Origin of the sequence: Mucilaginibacter pocheonensis, assembly GCF_031456535.1 — a bacterium.
Classification (GTDB): Bacteria; Bacteroidota; Bacteroidia; order Sphingobacteriales; family Sphingobacteriaceae; genus Mucilaginibacter; species Mucilaginibacter pocheonensis.
Map to the genome: position 1 here is coordinate 1143298 of NZ_JAVDUU010000002.1, position 21536 is coordinate 1164833.

17 protein-coding genes are annotated in these 21536 nt (G+C 43.1%); 4 read left to right on the forward strand and 13 right to left on the reverse strand.

The window, feature by feature from the left end:
* Together J2W55_RS11945 and J2W55_RS11950 are read left to right on the forward strand one after the other, a co-directional pair.
* Positions 1-1641: a sensor histidine kinase gene (locus J2W55_RS11945; RefSeq protein ID WP_310095946.1), complete on the forward strand. Its 1641-nt coding sequence runs from the start codon at positions 1-3 to the stop codon at positions 1639-1641.
* A 3-nt stretch (positions 1642-1644) separates the two neighbouring features.
* Positions 1645-2337, forward strand: coding sequence for a response regulator transcription factor (locus J2W55_RS11950; RefSeq protein ID WP_310095948.1), 693 nt, complete (start codon positions 1645-1647; stop codon positions 2335-2337).
* Positions 2338-2596: 259 nt separating this feature from the next.
* On the opposite strand, the gene J2W55_RS11955 is transcribed toward J2W55_RS11950, so the two are convergent.
* The 7 genes from J2W55_RS11955 to J2W55_RS11985 all read right to left on the reverse strand — a co-directional run bounded on the left by J2W55_RS11955 (position 2597) and on the right by J2W55_RS11985 (position 10115).
* A complete protein-coding gene (locus J2W55_RS11955; RefSeq protein WP_310095950.1) occupies positions 2597-3214 on the reverse strand; it encodes a class I SAM-dependent methyltransferase in 618 nt (205 codons plus the stop codon).
* A gap of 1 nt (position 3215) precedes the next feature.
* Positions 3216-4100, reverse strand: coding sequence for a UbiA prenyltransferase family protein (locus J2W55_RS11960; protein ID WP_310095952.1), 885 nt, complete (start codon positions 4098-4100; stop codon positions 3216-3218).
* Positions 4101-4135: 35 nt separating this feature from the next.
* Positions 4136-5410 (reverse strand): metallophosphoesterase, encoded by a 1275-nt coding sequence (locus J2W55_RS11965; protein WP_310095955.1) that lies wholly within the window; start codon positions 5408-5410, stop codon positions 4136-4138.
* Positions 5411-5427: 17 nt separating this feature from the next.
* Positions 5428-6936: a sigma 54-interacting transcriptional regulator gene (locus tag J2W55_RS11970; protein WP_310095957.1), complete on the reverse strand. Its 1509-nt coding sequence runs from the start codon at positions 6934-6936 to the stop codon at positions 5428-5430.
* 12 nt (positions 6937-6948) lie between these two features.
* Positions 6949-7326 carry a VOC family protein gene (locus J2W55_RS11975; protein WP_310095959.1) on the reverse strand — a complete coding sequence of 126 codons (378 nt, stop codon included), beginning with the start codon at positions 7324-7326 and terminating at the stop codon, positions 6949-6951.
* A 72-nt stretch (positions 7327-7398) separates the two neighbouring features.
* Positions 7399-8496, reverse strand: coding sequence for a vWA domain-containing protein (locus J2W55_RS11980; protein WP_310095962.1), 1098 nt, complete (start codon positions 8494-8496; stop codon positions 7399-7401).
* A gap of 740 nt (positions 8497-9236) precedes the next feature.
* Positions 9237-10115 carry a carbohydrate kinase family protein gene (locus J2W55_RS11985; RefSeq protein WP_310095964.1) on the reverse strand — a complete coding sequence of 293 codons (879 nt, stop codon included), beginning with the start codon at positions 10113-10115 and terminating at the stop codon, positions 9237-9239.
* Positions 10116-10282: 167 nt separating this feature from the next.
* Here J2W55_RS11985 and J2W55_RS11990 point away from each other — a divergent pair, with 167 nt between their 5' ends.
* Positions 10283-10702 (forward strand): YybH family protein, encoded by a 420-nt coding sequence (locus J2W55_RS11990; protein ID WP_310095966.1) that lies wholly within the window; start codon positions 10283-10285, stop codon positions 10700-10702.
* 194 nt (positions 10703-10896) lie between these two features.
* On the opposite strand, the gene J2W55_RS11995 is transcribed toward J2W55_RS11990, so the two are convergent.
* The 3 genes from J2W55_RS11995 to hemW all read right to left on the reverse strand — a co-directional run bounded on the left by J2W55_RS11995 (position 10897) and on the right by hemW (position 13882).
* Positions 10897-11778, reverse strand: coding sequence for a cupin-like domain-containing protein (locus J2W55_RS11995; RefSeq protein ID WP_310095967.1), 882 nt, complete (start codon positions 11776-11778; stop codon positions 10897-10899).
* Positions 11779-11977: 199 nt separating this feature from the next.
* Positions 11978-12526, reverse strand: a complete 549-nt coding sequence (locus J2W55_RS12000; protein ID WP_310095969.1) for a fasciclin domain-containing protein — start codon at positions 12524-12526, stop codon at positions 11978-11980.
* A gap of 210 nt (positions 12527-12736) precedes the next feature.
* Positions 12737-13882 (reverse strand): radical SAM family heme chaperone HemW, encoded by a 1146-nt coding sequence (gene hemW / locus J2W55_RS12005; protein ID WP_310095971.1) that lies wholly within the window; start codon positions 13880-13882, stop codon positions 12737-12739.
* A 364-nt stretch (positions 13883-14246) separates the two neighbouring features.
* Between hemW and J2W55_RS12010 the strand changes: the two genes are divergently transcribed.
* Positions 14247-15143 (forward strand): flavin reductase family protein, encoded by an 897-nt coding sequence (locus tag J2W55_RS12010; RefSeq protein ID WP_310095973.1) that lies wholly within the window; start codon positions 14247-14249, stop codon positions 15141-15143.
* Positions 15144-15273: 130 nt separating this feature from the next.
* Here the strand turns inward: J2W55_RS12010 and J2W55_RS12015 are convergent, their stop codons facing one another.
* From J2W55_RS12015 to J2W55_RS12025, 3 genes are all read right to left on the reverse strand, one after another.
* Positions 15274-17910, reverse strand: a complete 2637-nt coding sequence (locus J2W55_RS12015; protein ID WP_310095975.1) for a T9SS type A sorting domain-containing protein — start codon at positions 17908-17910, stop codon at positions 15274-15276.
* A gap of 370 nt (positions 17911-18280) precedes the next feature.
* Positions 18281-20320, reverse strand: a complete 2040-nt coding sequence (locus J2W55_RS12020; protein ID WP_310095977.1) for an alpha-L-arabinofuranosidase family protein — start codon at positions 20318-20320, stop codon at positions 18281-18283.
* 75 nt (positions 20321-20395) lie between these two features.
* A complete protein-coding gene (locus J2W55_RS12025) occupies positions 20396-21394 on the reverse strand; it encodes a glycoside hydrolase family 43 protein (protein ID WP_310095979.1) in 999 nt (332 codons plus the stop codon).
* Positions 21395-21536: the final 142 nt, after the last annotated feature.

A 21536-nucleotide genomic window follows, 5' to 3' on the forward strand; every position in this document is an offset into this window, starting at 1 on the left:
ATGCCTGTACATAAAAATGTTTACCGCAAAAATTTTTTGCTGATCATCATATTCCTGGTGCTCATATCGGTAACTTTTGTGATCGCGCTTTTTGTATCCTATAATCTTACTGCAAAGTATGTGGAAAACGAGTTTGCCTCAAAAAAAATAGAAGTACTTGAGCAAACCATAAAGCCATACAATGATTTTTTTCAGAATAAAGTACCTGAAATCACCTCATACCAGGGGTTTTTAGATTCGGCTTCTGCGGCTAAGTACGCGGCTTCGGTTTTTCATGATTATGCTTTTGTAAAAAAAGTTATATTTTATGATGTACTCATAGGCAGCAAAACAAACATCACTATCCGCCAAAATAACCTTAACATATCGGTTAAAGCGATATATCAATACTGGTATCAGAATGACAGGGTGCTGGGCGCCCGGCAGGTGGAACCGGCCGACGACTCGGATTTTAAAGATATGGCGGTTAAACTAAGTAACTACATCGCCTTTTCTGATACATCGCGCGTATCAAGCCAGGATGAGTTGTTTAAAACATACTGGGACGTAAAGCCCGATAAAATAAGCTATACTAATATTTTGCGGCGCGAGGACATCAGAATATACCGCGATATGCAGCAACGCAACGCAACGGCTGCATACAAGCAAAACATGATGACCTTTTACCTTGATCCGTATTTGTTAAAAGTAAAAAACTCACACCCAGAGCTTTATCAGAATGTATCGATACAGCCTGTGGTGTATGACCCAATTGACAGTGAAGGTGATAAAATGATTACCGAGGCCTCGTTTCCCGGCGCCTTTTCTGATTATAAATTGTTTTTTAGCTCGGGGCAGGGTTATCTTGCCAATGAAATTAACCGCCGTTTTATGCCTATAGGCGCGGTGGTATTATTGATATCGCTTTTCCTGGTGCTTATAGGCTGGCTTATTTACCGCAATTTAAATGTGAATATAAAGCTGTTTAAATTGCAGTATGATTTTATAAATAATTTTACCCACGAGTTTAAAACACCCGTAAGTGTTATAAAAATTGCCGGCTCCAATTTGCGTGGCGACGGCGAACTTACCGAAAGGCAGCGTAAACATTATGGTAAAATTCTGGACGAGGAGGCTGATAAGCTGAATGACCTGATGAACAAGCTGCTGTCATTTACCCAGCTGGAAAATAAATCTATTACCCTGAAAAAGGAAGAAATAGATATTAATGATTTTGTGAGCCGCTACACTGATACATTTAAAATTAAATATCCTGATTTTAAGCTGCAGTGTAAGGTAAAAGGTGTTCGTACTTTTTATGCCGATCCGGTGCTTTTGGGCAGTGTTTTCCAAAATCTTATCGAGAACGCCTACAAATACTCACACCCTCAGAAAAAGGAACTTAACATAAATATTACACAAGAAAAACGCAATATTACGTTTTCATTTGTTGACCGGGGCATTGGTATACCCAAACATGAGCTGAATAATATTTTTAAAAAATTTTACAGGATAGAGAATCAATACAACCAAAACGGGAGCGTTGGCTTGGGTTTGGCATTTTGTAAAGAACTGGTTAATTTTATGGATGGCGAAATAACCGTTCACAGTAAAGTTAATGAGGGTTCGGAATTTGTAGTTACGCTTCCATATGAAAATTAAAATATGAATAAAGAGATTAAAATTGCGCTGGTTGAAGATGATGAGAACCTGCGTTTCCTGGTTGCCGAACGTTTGCAGTCAGAAGGATATAAAGTATTGGAAGCCGACAATGGCGACGATGCCGAAAATATCATACTGGAAGAACAGCCCGACATTGTTTTACTGGATTGGATGCTGCCGGGTAAACCGGGATCGCAGGTGTGCAATAACATCAGGGAAAAAGGGTATGATAAGCTTATCATCATGATGACAGCCAAGGCCCAGGACGTTGACAAGATAGAGGCTTATAACTTTGGCGTGTCTGACTATATTACCAAGCCTTTTAACATGGACGTGTTGGTAGCTATGATTGATAATAAGATCAAATTTTCGCTAAACAGCGAAAAGTCTGAGTCATATCGTTTTGCCAATATGGAGCACCTGCCCAATACACACCTGCTGATAAGGGATGGTCGCAAAATTGAACTTACCATATTGGAAAACCGGATATTACTTTATTTCCTGAAAAATAAGAACAAAGTAATAAACCGCGAAGAGCTGATGATGGAAGTTTGGGGTTACAACGCCGACGTAAATACCCGTACCCTTGATATGCACATTGTGCGCCTTCGCAAAAAGATAGAAACCAATGCCGATTCGCCGCAATACCTGCAAACGGTACGAGGCATAGGATATAAGTTTGTTTACGCCCAGTAGGGACTTTTTTTGATAATTTCCAGCATGTCATTGTGGGAACGAAGCAATCTCACCAGGACGGGTTATTTGCTTAGCAACGGTGATTTGTACAATAGGATTGCCGCGCTGCGCTCGCAATGACAAATTTTAGGTTGCTTATGAAAGTGTAGGGGTACAAGTGATCTGTAGTAGGTTTAATACAAGAGAAGATTGAGCTGATTATTGCAAAAAAACCATCATGGATTGATAAGTACCTACAGGTATGATTAATTCATGATCATCACTTCCTATACACTTTAGCCATAATAAAGTCTCCAAAAAAAGTTTTTTCGCTGATCACCTGGTAGTTATTAGCGGCGAAATAGCTTTCAATGCCAGGCAGCTTACGGGCTTCGATGCCGCAAATCGCTTTAAAAAAAATGAACATACTTTTTAGCAGAAGCTGCTGCCACCACTTGCCGGTGAGCTGAAAATCGGCATTGAGCCACAGGCCATCAGGTTTGAGCAAGTGATGGATATGGGTAAATACGGTTTGGAAAGTTTGCTCGGTAAAGTTGTCGAACAAAAAGGGGGTTATCACTACGTCAAAATCAGGCGCGAGATCTACATTTTCAACAGCGTTATTAATATAAACCACCCGGTTGCTACCGGTTTCTCTCTTTTGCGACAGGGCCATCATCGCTTCGGCTACCTCTACATAGGTAATGCGCAAACCCGAGGAGTGAATCTTTGTTAACTCTTCCAGTATCCAGCCGGTGCCGCCACCCACTATGAGCACATTGCTGCCCGGTTCAATGTAATGCAGCAGGTACAACTGGGTATTTATAAGCGCACGGCCATATACCAGGCGCGCAAGCCTGTCATAAAACCAGGCAGAGTTATGATAGTTGGCCGCCATTTTAATGACCTCCTATCAACCGGAATGCCATCAATACCGCATATTGTAATATGAGTACACCGTCCATAAAAAAGAAGTAATAGTATTCGTCTTTTTTCCAGGCCGATTTAAATATGAGCCAACCTGTTAAAACAACGGTTAGGGTTAGTGCCCAAAAATCAACATTGAACCCGTTTTTCTTGAAAATGAACAGTAAAACCACATAACCTGCAAGCAATATCTGGCAAAATAAATACGCATTTTTTTCGCCCCAGGCCACCGGAATGGTTTTTAGCCCCTGCGTGCGGTCATCAAACAGGTCGCGGATATCAAAGGGAATGGTAAGCGCGCCAATAAACAGAAAGCGTTTGGCTATCAATATGGTGGTATCGCGCATGGATATATCATTGGTATGCCGGTGCAGTACCTCCAGCACCGGGAATAATACGCAGCTCATGGTCCATACCAATGTGATCAGGAATGGTTTTAACCCGGGGATGTTACGCAGGCCAAATTTATGGTCGCCAACGGTAAACAAGGGCAGGCTGTAGCTAAAAGATAAAACACCCAAAAAGATGAGCAGTATCTTTGATTCCGTAGTAATTAAAAAGAACAGCGGCACAAGCGATAGCAGCGAAACAATGGTAAACGTTACCATAAGCCGGTAATGTTTAAAAAACCAGCGTACCCGTTTATGTGGCGATTGCTCAGGCCGTGCAGGTTTGGTTAACAGTATACAAAAATTATAGATGCCCAGGGTTGATGTAAACAGCAGGCCCACAACGGTAAACATGGGTTTTGCATCTATAAGCTCAAAGGTTATTAATGCCTGCGCAACGGCGCAAAGCGACATGAAAATATTACTGAACAGCAAAAAATCAAAAACAGATAGAAGTGCTTTTTTCATTTAGGTAATGAATATCTGCCTGCATTGAACCTTTACTACGCGTTTTTGGAAGGATCCTGACCGGCTTTTAATGTAAATATCGTAATCTCTGGTAATATTCCAACCCTGCCGCTTAAACCAATAAAACCAAAGCCCACATTTACGTATAATTGTTGACTGCCTTCCTGGTAAATACCGGCCCATTCCTTGTAAACATACTCAATTGGGCTCCACTGAAAATGCCTGGTGCGCACACCAAACTGCATACCGTGTGTGTGGCCCGAAAACATGGCATCTATTTGCGGATATTTGGACAATACCTCGCCGCGCCAGTGCGAAGGATCATGTGACAACAACAGTTTTACGGGCAGGTCATCGGTGTTTTTAGTAGCCAGGTCCATACGGCCATACTTGGGGAACCTGCTTAGTTCGCCCCAGTTTTCAACACCCAGTATACCTATTTCTTCGCCATTAACTTTTAAGCGGCGGTGCTCATTAAGCAGCAGGTCCCAGCCCATGTTTTTGTGGGTGGCAATAAGATCGGCGTGGTTTTTAATTTTGTCGGCCGGCGATTGCCAGTTACCATAGTCGCCATAATCATGGTTGCCCAATGAGCTGTAAACTCCAAGCGGTGCTTTTACTTTTGTAAAAATTTTTTGGTAATGATTCATTTCCGAAGCTTTTTCATTAACCAGGTCGCCTGTAAAAAATATAACATCTGGTTTTTCCTTCAGCAGCATTTCAATACCCCCAAGTACCGCTTTATGGTTAAAAAAACTGCCTGAGTGTATATCTGATATCTGCCCCAGCTTAATGCCGTCAAACGCTTTGGGCAAGTTTGGCAAATACATGGTTTGATATTTTACCCGATAATCATATAACCCGGCGGCCATACTGATCCTGATAGCGGCAAGCGGAACCGCTCCGGCAAGCAACCCGGCTTTCATCAGGAATTCTGAACGGGGTATGGCATGTTCATGCGGAGGAATGCGGGTGCCCTCTGTTTTTCTTTTAAACCTGTTTTTTCGCACAATAAGCATCCGCCGCAGATCGTCAGCGAGCAGGAATGGTAAAAAAGATATTTTACCTAAAAAAATAAGGAAAAAAGCCAGCATAAACGCCGCCCGCAGGCCAACGCCCAGATTAACATACACAGCAAGCAACAGGCCCGCTATCAAAAAAGCCGAGGCGAACCAGTAAAAAAAAGTAAAGTTGCCCGAGTGGGGCAACTTTACTTTTTTAAACGCGCCGCGTATGCCATGCAATACATACAGGTCAATAAGCAGCAATACGGTAATTATCAGGATGATGTTAAGCGTGTGTTCCCTCATTTATTACCGGCGTGTAATTAATAGCGGTCGTCATCAAGGTCCAGATCATCGTCATCATCAGGCTGCAGGTTAAACAGGCTGTTAAACATATCTGAAAACGCAAAGCCGTTATCTAAAAAGCCTTTGTTAAGCTGCGAAAATTCGGCCAGGCCATGCAATACAAACTCCATGAGCAGCAGCTGTTGATTTTCGGTAAGGCGCGGGTGTATCTTTTTAACCAGGTCCTTTAAGCCAGCAACCTCGTTAAGTTCTTTTTTGTAATCCTGCAGCGGCATGTCATCAACCAGGGCCAGGTTATTGCCTTCGCCAAACCAGTTAATAATAGCGGCGTACGGATTTGGCGCTTTTCCTTTTTTGGCCTTTTCCGGATCGGGGAAAAATTCCAGCAACAGGGTTTTAATGGCCTTGCCTATCAGTATATTGGCCACTTTGCCGGGGCCCTCAAGTTCGCCTTCATATACAAGCTCAATTTTACCTGTTATAGCCGGTATTACACCCAAAAAGTCGGTAATACGTACAAATGTGCTGGTTTCGTTATTGATGATCATGCGGCGCTCGGCATTGCTGATGAGGTTTTCAAAGGCCGAAATAGTTAAACGTGCTGATACGCCGGATTTTTTATCGATATACTCGGAGTTACGGGCCTCAAAGGCAATTTGCTCCACCAGGTTTTTCACCAGGCTATCGGCTTCAATATTAGCGCGCTGCTCATCAGTAAGTGATGCTTCCTGCTGGGTTATTTTTCTGGAGATCTCGACTGAACGCGGGTAGTGTGTTAATATCTGGCTTTCAATACGATCTTTAAGCGGAGTAACTATGGAGCCGCGATTGGTATAATCCTCAGGGTTGGCGGTAAATACAAATTGAATATCCAGCGGTAAACGCAGTTTAAAACCGCGTATCTGTATATCCCTTTCCTGCAGAATATTAAAAAGCGACACCTGGATGCGGGCCTGCAGATCGGGCAGCTCGTTGATCACAAAAATGCCGCGGTGTGCACGTGGTATCAGGCCAAAATGGATAACCCTTTCATCAGAGTAGGTTAATTTAAGCGTGGCGGCCTTAATGGGGTCAACATCGCCTATCAGGTCGGCAACGGTAACATCAGGGGTAGCCAGTTTTTCGGTATAGCGCTCAGAGCGGTGCATCCAGCCTATGGGGGTATCATCGCCCAGGGTGGTAACCGTATGATGGCCAAACCACGAAATAGGGTGGTAGGGGTCATCAAAAAGATCGGATCCCTCAATGTAAGGTATATATTCGTCGAGCAAGTTAACCAGTAAGCGTGCTATCCGGGTTTTGGCCTGGCCACGCAGGCCCAGTAATAAAATATTGTGCCTTGACAGGATAGCGGTTTGCAGATCGGGTATAACGGTGTCCTCAAACCCTACAATGCCTTCAAACCCGCCCTCGCGTTTTTTTAGCTGCGCAATTAAATTAGCACGTAATTCATCTTTAACCGATTGGCTTTTATAGTTAGTTTTTTTAAGCTCGCCAAGAGTTTTTATATCCAGTAGTTTATTCATTTAAATGCTTTGTTATACGTAATTACTAACCTCTATCAGGTTTTGATCGGGGTCACGGAAATAGATCGACTGTATTTTGCCTGTAGCACCTGTACGTTCAAATATTCCCTGTGTTTGTATGTTTTTGTTTTCGAGTTCTGTTTTAAGCAAACCAATAACATCTGTTGTAATAAAACAAATATCGATGGCACCAGGGGTGGGCATATGTGCCTTTGGTTCAAATTCATTATCTTTTTGGTGCAGGTTAAGTTTTTGATTGCCAAATTTTAAAGCTTTTCTTCCTCCGCCAAATGTTTCTACCTCCATACCTAATACGTTTGTATAAAACGCACAGGTTGCTTCAATATCTTTTACTGTTAAAACCAGATGATCTATACGGTCAATTTTCATTATTTGTTTGCTCCGGAAGCTTGAAAAGATCAAATGTTGTTATTTTCAGCCCCGCACTTGCTAACCCTCCTGTTATCTTACGGTCTTTCTTCTGTTTTTAATATAATCTTCAAAAATGTATTCGCCCAAACCATTCAGTGAACTGTAAAAAGCCTTGCCGCCGTTGGTTTCTGTAAATTTACGAACAAACTGCTGCAGGTAGGGGTCTTTAGCAATCATAAAAGTAGTGATGGGGATTTTTAAGCGTTTGCATTGCGCGGCCATGTTCAGGGTTTTGTTTACCACCTTCCTGTCCAGGCCTATGCTGTTTTTGTAATATTTTGTGCCTTCTTTTAAACAAGTAGGCTTACCGTCAGTTATCATGAATATTTGCTTGTTATGCGTTTTGCGCCTGCGCAGCAAATCGGTAGCCAGCTCAAGCCCGGCATAGGTATTGGTATGGTACGGGCCAACCTGTAAATAGGGAAGGTCCTGCAGGGTTATGGGCCAGGCATCGTTACCAAAAACTACAATATCCAGCGTATCCTTAGGGTATTTGGTGCGGATAAGCTCGGCAAGGGCCATGGCCACCTTTTTAGCGGGTGTTATCCGGTCTTCGCCGTACAATATCATGGAGTGCGATATATCAATCATCAACACGGTTGAAGTGAGGGTTTTATAATCCATTTCCTCTACTTCCAGGTCGCGCTCGGTCATCATAAAATCGCCGATGCCATGGTTTACCTGCGCGTTGTGGATAGATTGGGTCATATCTATCTGGTCCAAACTGTCGCCAAATTCAAACTCGCGGCGTTCGGCATTCTTTTCATCACCCTGGCCCGATTGGGGCGTACGGTGATTGCCTTTTCCCGATTTTTTAAGCTTGCCAAATATCTCTTCCAGCGCCGACTGGCGTATACTTTGTTCTGTTTTTGCAGTGATGTTGAAGCCACCATTTTGGCGGTCTTCATCCAGGTAGCCCTTTTGTTTCAGCTCGTCAATAAAATCACCCATACCATAGTCGTCATTGGTAAGGTTATATTGTTTGTCGAGTTCATTAAGCCAGGCCAGTGCTTCGCCTGCATCGCCCGAAGTATAGTTGAGCAATTCCAGGAATAACTTTAATAATTCGTCAAATCCGCCTTTGGGGATTTGGTTGGGTTTAAACTTGGAAAATCCAAAACCACGCATATCTCGTCCTTTCTATACTATAAAGGAACGGATAATTATTCTTAAAAGTTTCGCGACGTGGGTATTAAAACAAATTGTTAGGTAAGGATGACAAAAAGGAAGATGGGGTGGTGAGGAGGTGAGGGGTGAGTAGTGAGTGGTGAGTAGGGAATGGGTGAGGAGCGAGTAGGGCGCAGGGAGTAGTGAGTTCGGGTCCCTCAAGGTCCCTCCGGAGAGGCTCTGAGGAAACGAAATACGTTTTTCACGTCATTGCGAGGAACGAAGCAATCTCTATGCTAATCAGGGTCCAATATGCCTATCGCAGAGCGCTCAATTGCCGCTGAGGCTGTTACTTTGTCTTGATACAAAGTAACCAAAGATCAAGTCACCAGAAATGCTTCTTTGCGCACATGGCCTTGCCCTGCAAAACAGGCAGAACCACGGGCTGCTAAATTTTGCCGCTACTGCGTTCGCTCATTATCCCCGCGCTTCAGGCAAAATTGCTAATGCCCCTCCAGCCGCACCGGGCCAACGTGTTCTGCCTGCTTTCATCCGAAGCTATTCTGCTGACAAGGAGGAGAAAGGGGATAATGGTATCATTAAGATTTTTCTTCACATGTCATTGCGAGCGTAGCGTGGCAACCGCATGCTATACAGAGTAAATATGCTTATCGCAAAGCGCTAAATTGCCACTACTTTATCTGATACAAAATAATTTCACCACTCACTACTCACCATTCACCACACCCACTCACACCTCCCTAAATATAAGCCAGGCTATTCAATAATTCAGGCGGATAAGTTGGGTTGGCGCCGCGCTGACTGGCTACAAATGCGCCTACAGAGCAGGCTTTATCAACTACAGACTGCATGGGGTGATTGTTGAGAAGTCCGGCTACAAAGGTGGCCAGGAAGGCATCGCCGGCACCTACAGAGTCGCCAACCTTTACGGGGCAGCCCGGACTTTCATAAAACTCATGATCATGCCATACAATGGCGCCGTTTTCGCCCCGGGTTACGCAAATGGTTTGGTTGTGATATTTGGAGCGGAACTCTGTGATCTGCTCTCTTAATGAGCGGTTGCTGCCACCTATGAGCAGGTTGGCCTCCTCTTCGTTCATCTTTACCACGTTGGCGCTTGCCGCCAGGGTTTCAATTGTAGAGAGTGTATAGTGAGGGGACCTTAAGTTTACATCGAAAATTTTAAGGGCCCTGGTTTCATCAAGCAGGTTCAACAGGGTTTCGCGGGTGGCGGTATTACGGCAGGCCAGGCTGCCAAATACTATGGCCGATGCCTGTTTGCCTGATTGGTTAAGCGCCTCGGTAGTAACAATGTTGTCCCATGATACCGGTTCGGGTATTATATAGGTAGCCTGGTTGTTTTCATCAAGCTTTACAGTTACCTCGCAGGTAGGGAATTCGTCATCGCGCTGGATCAGGGGAGAGTACAAACCGTTTTTTTGCAAAAAAGCGATCAGGTTATCGCCACTGTTGTCCATACCAACAGAACTTGCAAAAGCTACGCTAACGCCTTGTTGCACCAAGTGCATTGCCACATTCATGGGTGCGCCACCCGCTTTTTTACCATCGCCAAATGCGTCCCATAAAACTTCGCCGAAGCTTAATACCCGATTGTTCATAAAGTTGATGTAAAGTTTGGTGTAGAATAATCCAAATATAACAGGATTTTTTTGTCTGAACCACGATTTTCCTGATTTGAGGATTTGATTTTTTTCGTGGCTTTTTTTTCATGCGAACCCAGGTTCAAACAAAATTGTGGTTCAGGCAATTTCTTTATCTTTAATTCATGAAAAAACTATTTTTATTTTGTTTCCTGATACTCATCTCTTATGGTTCACACGCACAGGACAGGCAGGCTATATTAAAAGTAATGTACGATCAGCAACTGGCCTGGAACCGCGGCGATATCAATGGATTTATGCTGGGATACTGGAAATCAGACTCGCTCCTGTTTGTAAGTAAGGCGGCACCTTCCTACGGCTGGAAAATAGCACTTGATCATTATAAAAAGGCATACCCCGGCAAGGCGGCCATGGGACAGCTTACCTTTACCATATTGCAGGTAAAAGTACTTGATGCCACCAACGCCTTTTTGTTAGGCGGCTGGCGGCTTAAACGCGCCAAAGATGCACCGGGCGGCTATTATACCCTATGGTTCAGGAAAATAAAAGGCGAATGGAAAATTGTATGCGACCATACATCGTAGATTGAGATATGAGATGTTAGATATGAGATGTGAGATCAGTTGGTTATAAAAATAGCGAAGGATTTTTCCCCATAGTCTGTGTCCTCACAGACTACTATGTGCAGAAATTCACAGCTGGTGAGCGAATAAAAATAGCGATGGAAAAAATCCATCGCTATTAAATAACTTATAGCTCGACACTGCAAACCCACAACTCAATGCGGTTTTCCGGCAGCCAGTTCGCGGTTAGCCCATTTTATGGCCAGTTCTTCGCGAAATTTGGCATATTTTTCTTTAAAGGCCATTTTCAGAACGCTGTCAACCCCGCCTTTGATGGCCAGGTTATAAAGACTTGCGGCTTTGCGGCTGATGGAAGCGTCCCAGGCGCGCAGGCTCAGAGAGTATGATCCGTCGATATATTTCATCCAGTGCCAGTAACCGGTAGGCATAAACAGGGTATCGCCATGCTCTAAAAACACTTCAATGCCCTCAACACCATCGAGCGCCGGGAATTTTTTAAAGTCGGGGTTTAATACATCATAGTCTTCCAGCGCGTAAGTAGCGTTGGGTATGCAGTATAAACGGCGTTTCCACTTATTTTCAAACAGGATCACGTGCTTGCGCCCACCAAAGTGGGTATGAAAAATATGCGGCAGGTCAATATCATAATGTAAAAAAGTAACCGAGTTGGAACCGCCGAAAAACATAGCCGGCATGCTTTCTAAAAAACCGCCCATTAGGTCTTTGGGCAGCACAATATCATCCAGAAGCTGCGGGGCCTGTTTGAAAATATTAAAAAAGAATATCCTCAGCTCGGTAGGCTTGCTGCGGATCATATCGATATATTCATCAAAAGGCATTTCCGTAGCCGATGAATTGATAGGTTTTGATGGGTCGGCCTTGGAGTTATCATACAGGGGCACTACCTTTTTACCAACCACTTGTTTTAAATATTCCGGGGTCCACTTTTCGCGGGCGGGCCAGCTTTTGGTAAGCCCTTTTATTACCAGCGGGCGGCGGGGATCCAAATAGTTCTTCTTGAAATCTTCAGGAGAAATATTTTCAACAGTATCAATAGGGCGGAGAATAAAACTCATATTTTAATTACTTTTTGGGCTGTTTTATTGTTAAATAGCTACGTTATAATACCAAAAAGCAAACAAAATAACGAAATAAAACCCCAAAAGGTATAGATTTTTGTTAAAATTTGATGTTGTCGGGGTTAACTTGTTATTAATATATTTTTGACGAGCTTGGTGGTCTGTTTTCCCTTCCGGTCCATGTAGCCCTGAAAACTTAGTTAGGCATTAAAACGGTATTTACTACCTGTATTACGCCATTGCTTTGGTTTACATCGGCAATGGTGATCCATGATTTACCGCCTTTTTCATCAACCAGGTATAATTTGGGTCCCTGCGCCATAACGGTAATAGTACCACCGCTTACGGTATTTAACTCGGCCTTACCCTTACCTTCTTTTACTTTGGCTAACAGGTCGGCAGAGGTTAGCTTACCGGATACCACATGATAAGTTAAAATTTTAATTAAGGTTGCTTTATTTGCCGGTTTAACCAGGTTATCAACCGTGCCTGCCGGTAGTTTATTAAAGGCTTCATTGGTTGGTGCAAATACAGTGAACGGACCAGCAGATGACAAAGTTGGTACCAGGCCCGCCGCTTTTACAGCAGCCACCAATGTGGTATGGTCCTTTGAGTTGGAAGCATTTTGAACAATATTTTTATTCGGATACATGGCCGCACCACCTACCATTTTTGTTTGCGCATTTGCCTTAGGCGCTATTGCAAAAGCTGCTAATGCAAAGGCCGCTATAATTATTTTTTTCATGCTGTGATCAGTTTATACGTTTTTAAGTGACACGTAAAAGTGCCTGTTTGTTTTTGTTTTAAATGTAACAAAGCTATCACGAGCTCCTGACAGTTTCATTAAATTTATAAATGGTTAGTATTTATATCAAAATACGACAGGTAATAAATAACGGTTTTTGTTTAATATGCTAATTGTTACAACTTATTGATTTAAAAAACATCAAAAGGTTTAAAAGAATAAGCCAGCGGCTATATTATCAGCATAAAGTTTACCCGCCGGGGTAAGGTATAGGATGTTATCTTTTTGAATTATCCAGCCGTTGTCAAAATAGCGTTGGGCCGCAATGAGAAGTTGGCTGGCCGATGCACTGGCTATCGAATTAAGCTTATCAAGATTGAGGCCCCACATGGTACGTATGGAGGTCATGATATATTCGTTAAGCCTGTTCTCTTCTGTAAGGGTTTCGGTTTCGGCCGGTAGCTGGCCGGTTTCAATGCGTTGTATATATTGCGGGTTGCTGGCTATGTTCCATTGCCTGGTATCGCCATTGTAAGAGTGCGCCGACGGACCGATGCCCAGGTATTTTACGCCCTGCCAGTAATTGGAATTATGCCTGGAATAATGCCCCGGTTTGCAAAAGTTGGATATTTCATAATGCTCAAAATCATGATCAGCCATTGCCTCCATCAGCATTGTAAATTGTGCAGCGCTTTGCTGTTCATTCATGGGCGGCTGTTTATTTTTATTGATGAATGCTGCCAGCGCGGTTTGCGGCTCAACGGTTATGGAGTAGGCCGATATATGCGGAATGGACAGTTCAAACATCATATCCATGTTTTGCTTCCATTTGGTATCGGTTAGCAGCGGGTAGCCATATATCAGATCGGCGGTAATGTTTTCAAAACCCGCGTCCTGCGCCCTTTTAACCGACGCCTCACCATCCTTGCTGCGGTGCGCACGGTTCATCCATAACAGATCATCGTCAAAAAACGATTGTATGCCAATGCTGAAGCGGTTTACATCGGTTTGGCGCAGTCCCTTTAACTTGGCGTCATTCAGGTCATCGGGATTGGCTTCCAGCGTTATTTCTGCATCTGATGACACGGTATGCAGCTCTGTAACAGCGTTGATCAATAAGTTTATTTCGGAGGCATCCAGTAACGATGGTGTCCCTCCACCAAAATAGATGGTTTCAACTGTTTCGTTGTCCAGATAGTTTTTTTGCAGCCTGATCTCTTTTACCAGCGCATGAAGCAATTCATCTTTATATTTTAAAGATGTACTAAAGTGAAAATCACAATAATGGCAAGCCTGCTTGCAAAAAGGTATATGTATATAAATGCCGGCCATGCTTTGAAGAGTATATAATCCCATAAAGAATGGGATAGATTAGTTGTGTTAAGGTGTTGATTTTCAATGTTAAGTTGTTTTAATCGCTGCCTTGATCTTTTGTTGTATGTTATTTTTTGCTTGAATGTTAGTATTCAGGTTTCAAAAGTAACAAATAAAAAGTGACTAATATATCCTGATAACGATAAGCCAACGTATGTAATTCTTTTCTCATTTGCCGTTGCAAAAGTCAACAGTGTTTACAAAAAATTCTGTAATTTTATCTCTCAACACAGGATATTGTTATTTGTTAATGAATTGTTGTCAATCATTTTACAAGCAGAATCCGTACCCTTTACTCCCTTTTATATGCTTTTCTTATTCCGAACTCACGTTAATAAAAATTTGAATGGGGTTAAAAACTATTGATGCGTCGTCATTAACGCCGGCGGAAATGCAAGGTTATTTGCACTATGCCATTGCACCCCGGCCGATATGTTTTGCATCCACTATTGATAAAAATGGCGAGGTTAATTTAAGTCCGTTTAGTTTTTTTAATGTGTTTAGTGTTAATCCACCGATTTGCGTTTTTTCGCCGACAAGCAGGGCGCGGGATAACACCAGTAAGCATACGCTTGAAAACGTTTTGGAAATACCTGAATGTGTGATTAATGTTGTAAACTATGAGATGGTTCAACAGGCCTATTTAACCAGTATGGATTATCCAAGAGAAGTAAATGAGTTTTCGAAAGCGGGGTTTACTGAATTGGCTTCGGAGACTGTAAAGCCACCCAGGGTAGCGGAATCGACCGTTCAATTGGAGTGTGTAGTGAATGATGTGATATCGTTAGGGAAAAACGGAGGAGCAGGAAATTTGGTTATTGCTGAGGTGAAACGGATTCATATCAATGAAGATATTTTGGATGCTAATGGCAAAATAGACCCTCATAAAATAGATCTGGTGGCCCGTTTAGGCGGTGATTGGTATTGTAGGGTAACCAGCGATAATTTATTTAAAATTGCCAAACCAATAGATTATGCTGGAATAGGTATAGGCGTAGATGCTTTTCCTAAAGAGGTTAAAAACTCCAACGTATTAACCGGGAATAATTTGGGGTTATTGGCGCTTGTTAAAACGCTGCCATCCGATGAGGAGGTAAAAGCCTTTAGCAAAACCGGTGAAATGAAAGAACTGCTTGATGCTACTATCGACAGCAACACCCGCACCATGCGCCTTCATTTAAAAGCCAAGCATTTGTTAGATAACGGCCGTGTAATGGATGCCTGGAAAGTGTTGTTGATGTAGCTTGTACACCTTGTCATTTCCAACTGGAGAGATCTCCTGGCAGTATACAGCAAAATATCCCGCACGATCGTTCGAGGTAACGATTTGATTATTTATTCTCATACTACCCACTAAAATATTTGATTGCCAGCTATTGAAGCATTATTTTCTTATTTGCTACTTTGCCATTTTGATTAAGGTATACTATATAAGTTCCTTTTGCCATATCAGCAAGATTTATTTGAATGGAAGTGCCATTTAAATTTCTGGTTAAAACTATCTTACCAAACAAATTATAAATTGTTACGGTGCAATTTGACCAAAAAGACGATGCTTGTAAATTTAATATTCCCTGGGTTGGAACGGGCCACACTTTAAAATCGTAATTCTCCACGGCTTTTTGCGCGCCTGATTCGCCCGGATGCTTAAATTCGGCCTTTGCTGTTTCAGGCTGATCTTTTAAAACTGTCCCGGTTAAGGAATCACTTGCAGCAAGCAGTTTATTGTTGTTGTCTTTAGTGTTTATGCGCGCAGTGCTATCGGTGTCTGCCGCTACTTTATTGATACTGGATGCCTGTAAGACGATAGACAAAGGTGTATAAGCCTTAAAATTAAAAGTCTGGCCCTGAATTATCGCAGTTGCATCCCTGTCTGTTTCTATTTTACTGATTTTGCCGGCTTCTAACTGAATAATAAATCCTGTAGTTGCATTGAAGGCTACGTCGGCCTTGCCATCGTTATTGATATCAATAGATGTCGCAACTCCCCCTGCTGATGTTCTTCCTATATAGGTATCCCCCTGAACTTTTCCCAATACCGATGAAAAATCATTTCCCGACCGCAAAAAACTTGCTCTTACCGATTCTGCAGATGGATCCGTTGAACTGCGGGGATAAATAAACGTTACATTATTTGTATTTCCTGAAACCATTCTTACGGGCAGAAGATCGCCGTAAGAACTTCTTATTGCTTTATCCACTGCTGTAATAGTGGGTTTGGTATGCAAGGCAATAAAATTTTGCTGGTCTGTTTTACTTGGAGATGATACACTCGCGGTATTTGAGGTAATGCTGGTACTAAGATGGTTTGCCCCGTCAAAAGTTAACAGGGGCCAGGTTATTCCGAAACTTCCGGAAGTGGAGGTAAGCTTTGAAAGGATGCCGTCGGGGGTAATAATAAAATCATTAGTGAAAGTGGGCCCGGTTTTACCAGTTTTTGGTTTATATACTACCTGGCAACGAATGAGTAATGGGTGTGTAAATTGAGTTGTAAAAAAAGCTTCGTAACGATCCGGTACACTGGCCAGGCGTATCCATTTGCCATTTTCCAGAAATGTAGGAGCAAAGGACACCCCCAGCATGGTTGATACTTCTCTTATTCCATCCGAAGGGCCGAGACGCGAATCCCAGCCGGGCCTGGCAAAACGAACAACTCCTAACGTAGTCCAGTAACGATCATATTGAACCGCTGTTGAACCCCTTAGGCATATTTGCATGGCCATCCCGCCCGCGTTGGCAACAGCCGTAGCAAACTGACTGTCGCTTATGATGGTATAACCGCCAATTTCATTTGGCATGGGCTGTTCGGTTATGGCAGATGTGTGCGTCAGATAATTCTCTGCCATGTGTAGCATCATGTTGCCGTTGTAGTTAGTTAAGAAGCTATAGCTCGCGTACCCTACCCTCTCAGACGGATCAAAATGGTTTTTTGTAACAGAATAGGTGCCGGTTGGCCTAACCCACCTTTGTGCACTTTGAAAAGCAAGAGCAGCTGCATGGCGGTATTGCCCGGCTAAACGCAGATCCCCATCTTTGTTAACCACTTCGGCCATTGTTTCATAGCCAGTTGCCAACAGGATATCATTCCACGTATGATTACCGCTTCTGCCACCTGCAATTATCTGGCCCGAAGGATCCTGAAACAAAAGACTGGATTGGGTCCCTCTTTTCAACATGGTTAAAATTTCATTCCTGGACGCTCCGCTATACCCATCAGCAATCATTGCCAATAAATTACTCCTGCCTACTGATTCATAGGGCCACGCATCCGGATCAGTACTTGTATCGTGATAGCAATTCCAGGAATTGTTTGTTATGCGGCTCCTTTGTGTAGTGATCCAGCTACTTTCAATCCAGCTAACCGCTGCAACCTTGTCTACATATCCATTTTTTGCACGGAGCCATTCTCCTTTCATTGCATATGATCTCCAATTATTGGTTCTTCCGCTAATAACATCAGCAATTGGCTTTGCCATTCTTGTTTTCCATGTTTGTAATTGTGTGGCGGAAACATAGGGCGTATAAAGCGGGATAGCACCCGACAGCGCACCAAGGAAAAATTCGCCGTGATTGTCGGGGATAGATGACGATCCGGCGGCTACGTCGGCGGTGGCGTGGTTGATAGCCAGTATACCGGCGTTTAGCAGATCCTTAGCCCGACCAGCGGATAACAGTGCCCCTACGGCATATGCGAAATAAGGGGTGGAATATTGTATTTCGCGACGACCATATGGATCAACAATGGCGCCAGTTGAACTTTGGTATTTTACTATCTCCCGAACTACGCCTTCAACTCTGGATAAATAAACATCCCTTGAAATATTTAACGCATGCCATGGCCTCGCTGTCAAATGATATTGAATATCAGGCAATGTAACAGGCGAAGCTGTTTCTAACGCGGCAATAGCCAGGTTATTTGATTTGAGTGAAACGTTGGACCCTGCAGTTTGGGCGTAGCTGGCTTGGAGGCAACAGGAAATTATTAAAAGGTTTAAAATAAGCTGTTTCATAGGGAGTTACGGGAGATTAAATCACCCTAACTAAAAATACACTTATTTTTAAATTAAAATGTGATATATATCACGCAAAGTGTTGATTTTAAGCACTTAACAAATAGTTAATTGCGCAAAAGGCTTTTTGTTATGTTGATACAAGACGCGGCTTGGATTTTATATAAGAAAGCACTATTTGTTGACTAATAGTTAAAAGTAAGGAACGTATCCTGCCGACTTTTTAATGATTTTAGGTTCAACAAAAAAGGATTCAACAAAAAAGGAAGATCTGCTTCGAATCTTCCTTTTTTTGTTGAACTGCGGATTTAATTAGTTTATTCCCTAAGCAGGTAATAGCCAAATACAGCAGGCATGCTTATTCTCTATTTTATTGAATCTCGGTTTTTAGCTGATCGCCATTTGTTTTTATTCTGATCACGGTGAGTGAATATGGCGCTACCCCATAAACAAAAGACTTTTCGGCCGCAAACGCCGACGTTTCCGGAACAATATTATGAGGGTTTGCAAGGGTGTTCTCAGCGCGGGACGTGCCCGAAAGCGTAGTGCGGCTCGCTTTTGGGTTGATTTTTTTAAAGCCGGTAAGGTCTACCCGGGCCTGCCTGGCTACACCGCCAGCATTTACCAGCTTCACAATAAGGTCGCCTGTTTTGCTGTCCTTTACACAAGATGCGGTAAGTGTTGAATCTTTTAAGCTTTTCTTGTCGGTAAAGGAAACAATGTTTGAATAATAACGATCGCCCTGATTGGTGGAAAACAGCTGCTGTACATAATAATTAACTGTTGGCGTTACAGCTGTATTTGTAAAGTAAATGAGGTTGGGGTTCCAGGAAGTATGACCCTGACGTGCAATAAGCGGCGCGTAAGAAGCCATTTTCACTACATCTCCATTACGTTCAAGCGCCGTCATGTAAGCTGCCTCGGCCAGCGCATTAAATAACGCATTGCCCTGCGAGGCATACTCTCCTAAATAAACTTTGGATTTGGAACGGTTATAGGTATCATACCGCAGGTTGTTGCGCAGAAACCATTCTGGTTTTTCATAATAATGCTCATCAACTACGGGCACGGCTAATTGACCGGCAAATTCCCAGCCCAGCTCAAAATCCTGGCCCGAGGGGCTGGGGCCAACCGTACCAACCAGCGTAATCTCGGGATGTTTGGCGCTCACAGCGTCATAGATCATTTTAAACCGCTCCCTGAATCCGGGCGTAATTTTATCTTCATTGCCAACACCAAGGTATTGCAGGTGAAATGAAGCAGGATGTCCGGCCTGGGCCCTTTTTGCTCCCCAGGTTGAGGAGGTTGGGCCATTTGCGTACTCAATTAAATCTAAAACGTCCTGAATGTACGCCTGCATTTCGTTCATAGGCAACGCGCGCTGCCCTGTTCCGCCGATGCGCCAGGTACCGCCTGAATTTTGACAGCTTACTGCTGCAGCTAAAACTGGTACGGGCTTAGCTCCAATATCTTCACAAAACTGGAAATACTCATAATAACCAAGCCCTGCGCTCTGATGGTAGTTCCATATATTCCGTTGCTCTGTACGTTGTTCCACAGGACCTATGGTATTTTTCCAACGGTAAATATTTCCAATGCCGTCGCCATGTACCAGGCAGCCCCCCGGGAAACGCATAAACTTAGGTTTTAGATCGGCAATTGCCTGCGCAATATCAGGCCTAAGGCCGTTAGTCCGGTTTTTAAACGTTTTTTGAGGAAAAAGAGAAATTATATCCAGCGCTATTTTGCCTTTAGCTTTGGCCACAATAACCAAACGGGCGCTGTCATCGCTTTGAGCTGCTGTAATGGTTGCCGTATATTTTTTCCAATCTTTACTCTGGGCAGAGAAAGTTGCCTCGCCATACACAGTTCCTTTTTTGCCCTGCAATTTAACCTGGATTGGAATTGACTGATCAGAAAGTTGGCGGGCAAAAGCCGAAAAGTTATATTGTTCTCCGGCCCTTACAACGATGCCATCAAAACCCGTATTGGTTAAACCAACGCCCTCCCTGCCTTCTTCTTCTACATTTAAAACAACATAATGCGGATTATTTACGGATAAAGGAGCTGCTGTTTCTACAGAGATAGTTCCGTAACCATAGCCTTCGGTAGTATATTCCCAGCCGGTAAAGGAATTCCAGCCTTTTCTGTCAGCCGGATTATATTCAAATGAACGGTTTTGAATCAGTTCTGCATAAAGACCGCCATCGGCAGCGTAACTCAAATCCTCAAAAAATATTCCGAACAAATCCGGGCTGATGGGTTTACCGGCGCGAGCGTTTTTTTTAACAGATGAGTCCCTGCCAACTACCGGGTATCTTTTGTGGTTGTTCACATTACCAGATACACTGTTAACCACCAATAATGCGCAGAGCATGGCGCCAAAAGAGCAAATAATTTGTTTTTTCATTCCTGAATTAGAAAGCGCTAAAGCTATTGTAATTATTATATTAAAATTATACCGTTAAAGCTGTACAAAACAGGTTTAAGGGTTATAGATCTCTACCTTATCATCATTGATGCTTAGTGGCAACCATAGATAGGAAGATTTTTCCAAATCGGTCTTATTCCATACATCTCCCATAAAAATAAACTTTCCCGGCTCACCGGCAACAGGCAGTACAAATGCACCCTGAGAGAAAAAAGTTACCTCGGCGTTTGGTCCTTTACACGGATTGCCCTGCTCTGTCCACGGCCCCATTATATTATCGGCAACGGCGTATGATGCCGCATTTGGCGACCAGCCAGTACAACCCGACGTAATTAAAAAGTATTTCCCGTTGTGCTTAAAAATAGCCGGACTTTCCCGCTTTTTATTCTCAAATACTCTTACATAGGTTTTTGTTGGCTTTAAATAATCATCGCTCAACAGGCAAATGTGCATGGTATTGTTGTCTTCGGAAGAGTAAATAAGGTAAGCTTTTCCGTCCTCATCCTTATACAAGGTCATGTCTCTCAACATTTGATCATTCGGTTTTACACTGCCCAGGTATTGGTATGGCCCAACCGGACTATCACTTATGGCAACACCGCCCCGCGAATAGTTATAGTCGTTCTTATCTATATGCATCCACATTACAAATTTCCTGGTTTGCTCATTGTAGATCACTTTGGGCCTTTCAATCACTCTGCTGGTATCAAGATCATTGCCGGGATCATTAACCGTCGGTTTTAAGGCTATACCCCTTTTTTTCCAATGCTTCAGATCGGTAGATGAATAGCAGGATATACCTCCTGCCGGAACCCGGTAATCTTCCCAGTTTTGACCGGGAACAAGCCAGGTTTTTCCGTTTTTTATTTCACCAAAAAGGTAATAAATCCCCTTATGATACATTACGCCGGCGCCATGGGCATTAATGGGTTGGCCGTCGGTATCCAACAGTACGCTGCCATGTTCCAGGGTATCAGCAATGGGTTTGCCCGTGTTTGCAAAAGCTAAACTATTGCAAGCCAATAGTAAAGTGATAAGAATAAAATATCTCATTTTATTTAGGTAGTTATGTGATCGGGTACAAATTTGAAAGAAAATGCCGGGTTGGCAATTTTTCTATCAAATTTGTTTAATTATTATTTGCAATTCAGGCTTTTTCGGATAGCCTCTGGGTGTATGCTTGTGGTTAATTTCC

Coding starts and splice junctions, on each gene's coding strand:
- J2W55_RS11945 (WP_310095946.1), top strand. CDS start 1: ATGCCTGTACATAAAAATGTTTACCGCAAAAATTTTTTGCTGATCATC.
- J2W55_RS11950 (WP_310095948.1), top strand. CDS start 1,645: ATGAATAAAGAGATTAAAATTGCGCTGGTTGAAGATGATGAGAACCTG.
- J2W55_RS11955 (WP_310095950.1), bottom strand. CDS start 3,214: ATGGCGGCCAACTATCATAACTCTGCCTGGTTTTATGACAGGCTTGCG.
- J2W55_RS11960 (WP_310095952.1), bottom strand. CDS start 4,100: ATGAAAAAAGCACTTCTATCTGTTTTTGATTTTTTGCTGTTCAGTAAT.
- J2W55_RS11965 (WP_310095955.1), bottom strand. CDS start 5,410: ATGAGGGAACACACGCTTAACATCATCCTGATAATTACCGTATTGCTG.
- J2W55_RS11970 (WP_310095957.1), bottom strand. CDS start 6,936: ATGAATAAACTACTGGATATAAAAACTCTTGGCGAGCTTAAAAAAACT.
- J2W55_RS11975 (WP_310095959.1), bottom strand. CDS start 7,326: ATGAAAATTGACCGTATAGATCATCTGGTTTTAACAGTAAAAGATATT.
- J2W55_RS11980 (WP_310095962.1), bottom strand. CDS start 8,496: ATGCGTGGTTTTGGATTTTCCAAGTTTAAACCCAACCAAATCCCCAAA.
- J2W55_RS11985 (WP_310095964.1), bottom strand. CDS start 10,115: ATGAACAATCGGGTATTAAGCTTCGGCGAAGTTTTATGGGACGCATTT.
- J2W55_RS11990 (WP_310095966.1), top strand. CDS start 10,283: ATGAAAAAACTATTTTTATTTTGTTTCCTGATACTCATCTCTTATGGT.
- J2W55_RS11995 (WP_310095967.1), bottom strand. CDS start 11,778: ATGAGTTTTATTCTCCGCCCTATTGATACTGTTGAAAATATTTCTCCT.
- J2W55_RS12000 (WP_310095969.1), bottom strand. CDS start 12,526: ATGAAAAAAATAATTATAGCGGCCTTTGCATTAGCAGCTTTTGCAATA.
- hemW (WP_310095971.1), bottom strand. CDS start 13,882: ATGGGATTATATACTCTTCAAAGCATGGCCGGCATTTATATACATATA.
- J2W55_RS12010 (WP_310095973.1), top strand. CDS start 14,247: ATGGGGTTAAAAACTATTGATGCGTCGTCATTAACGCCGGCGGAAATG.
- J2W55_RS12015 (WP_310095975.1), bottom strand. CDS start 17,910: ATGAAACAGCTTATTTTAAACCTTTTAATAATTTCCTGTTGCCTCCAA.
- J2W55_RS12020 (WP_310095977.1), bottom strand. CDS start 20,320: ATGAAAAAACAAATTATTTGCTCTTTTGGCGCCATGCTCTGCGCATTA.
- J2W55_RS12025 (WP_310095979.1), bottom strand. CDS start 21,394: ATGAGATATTTTATTCTTATCACTTTACTATTGGCTTGCAATAGTTTA.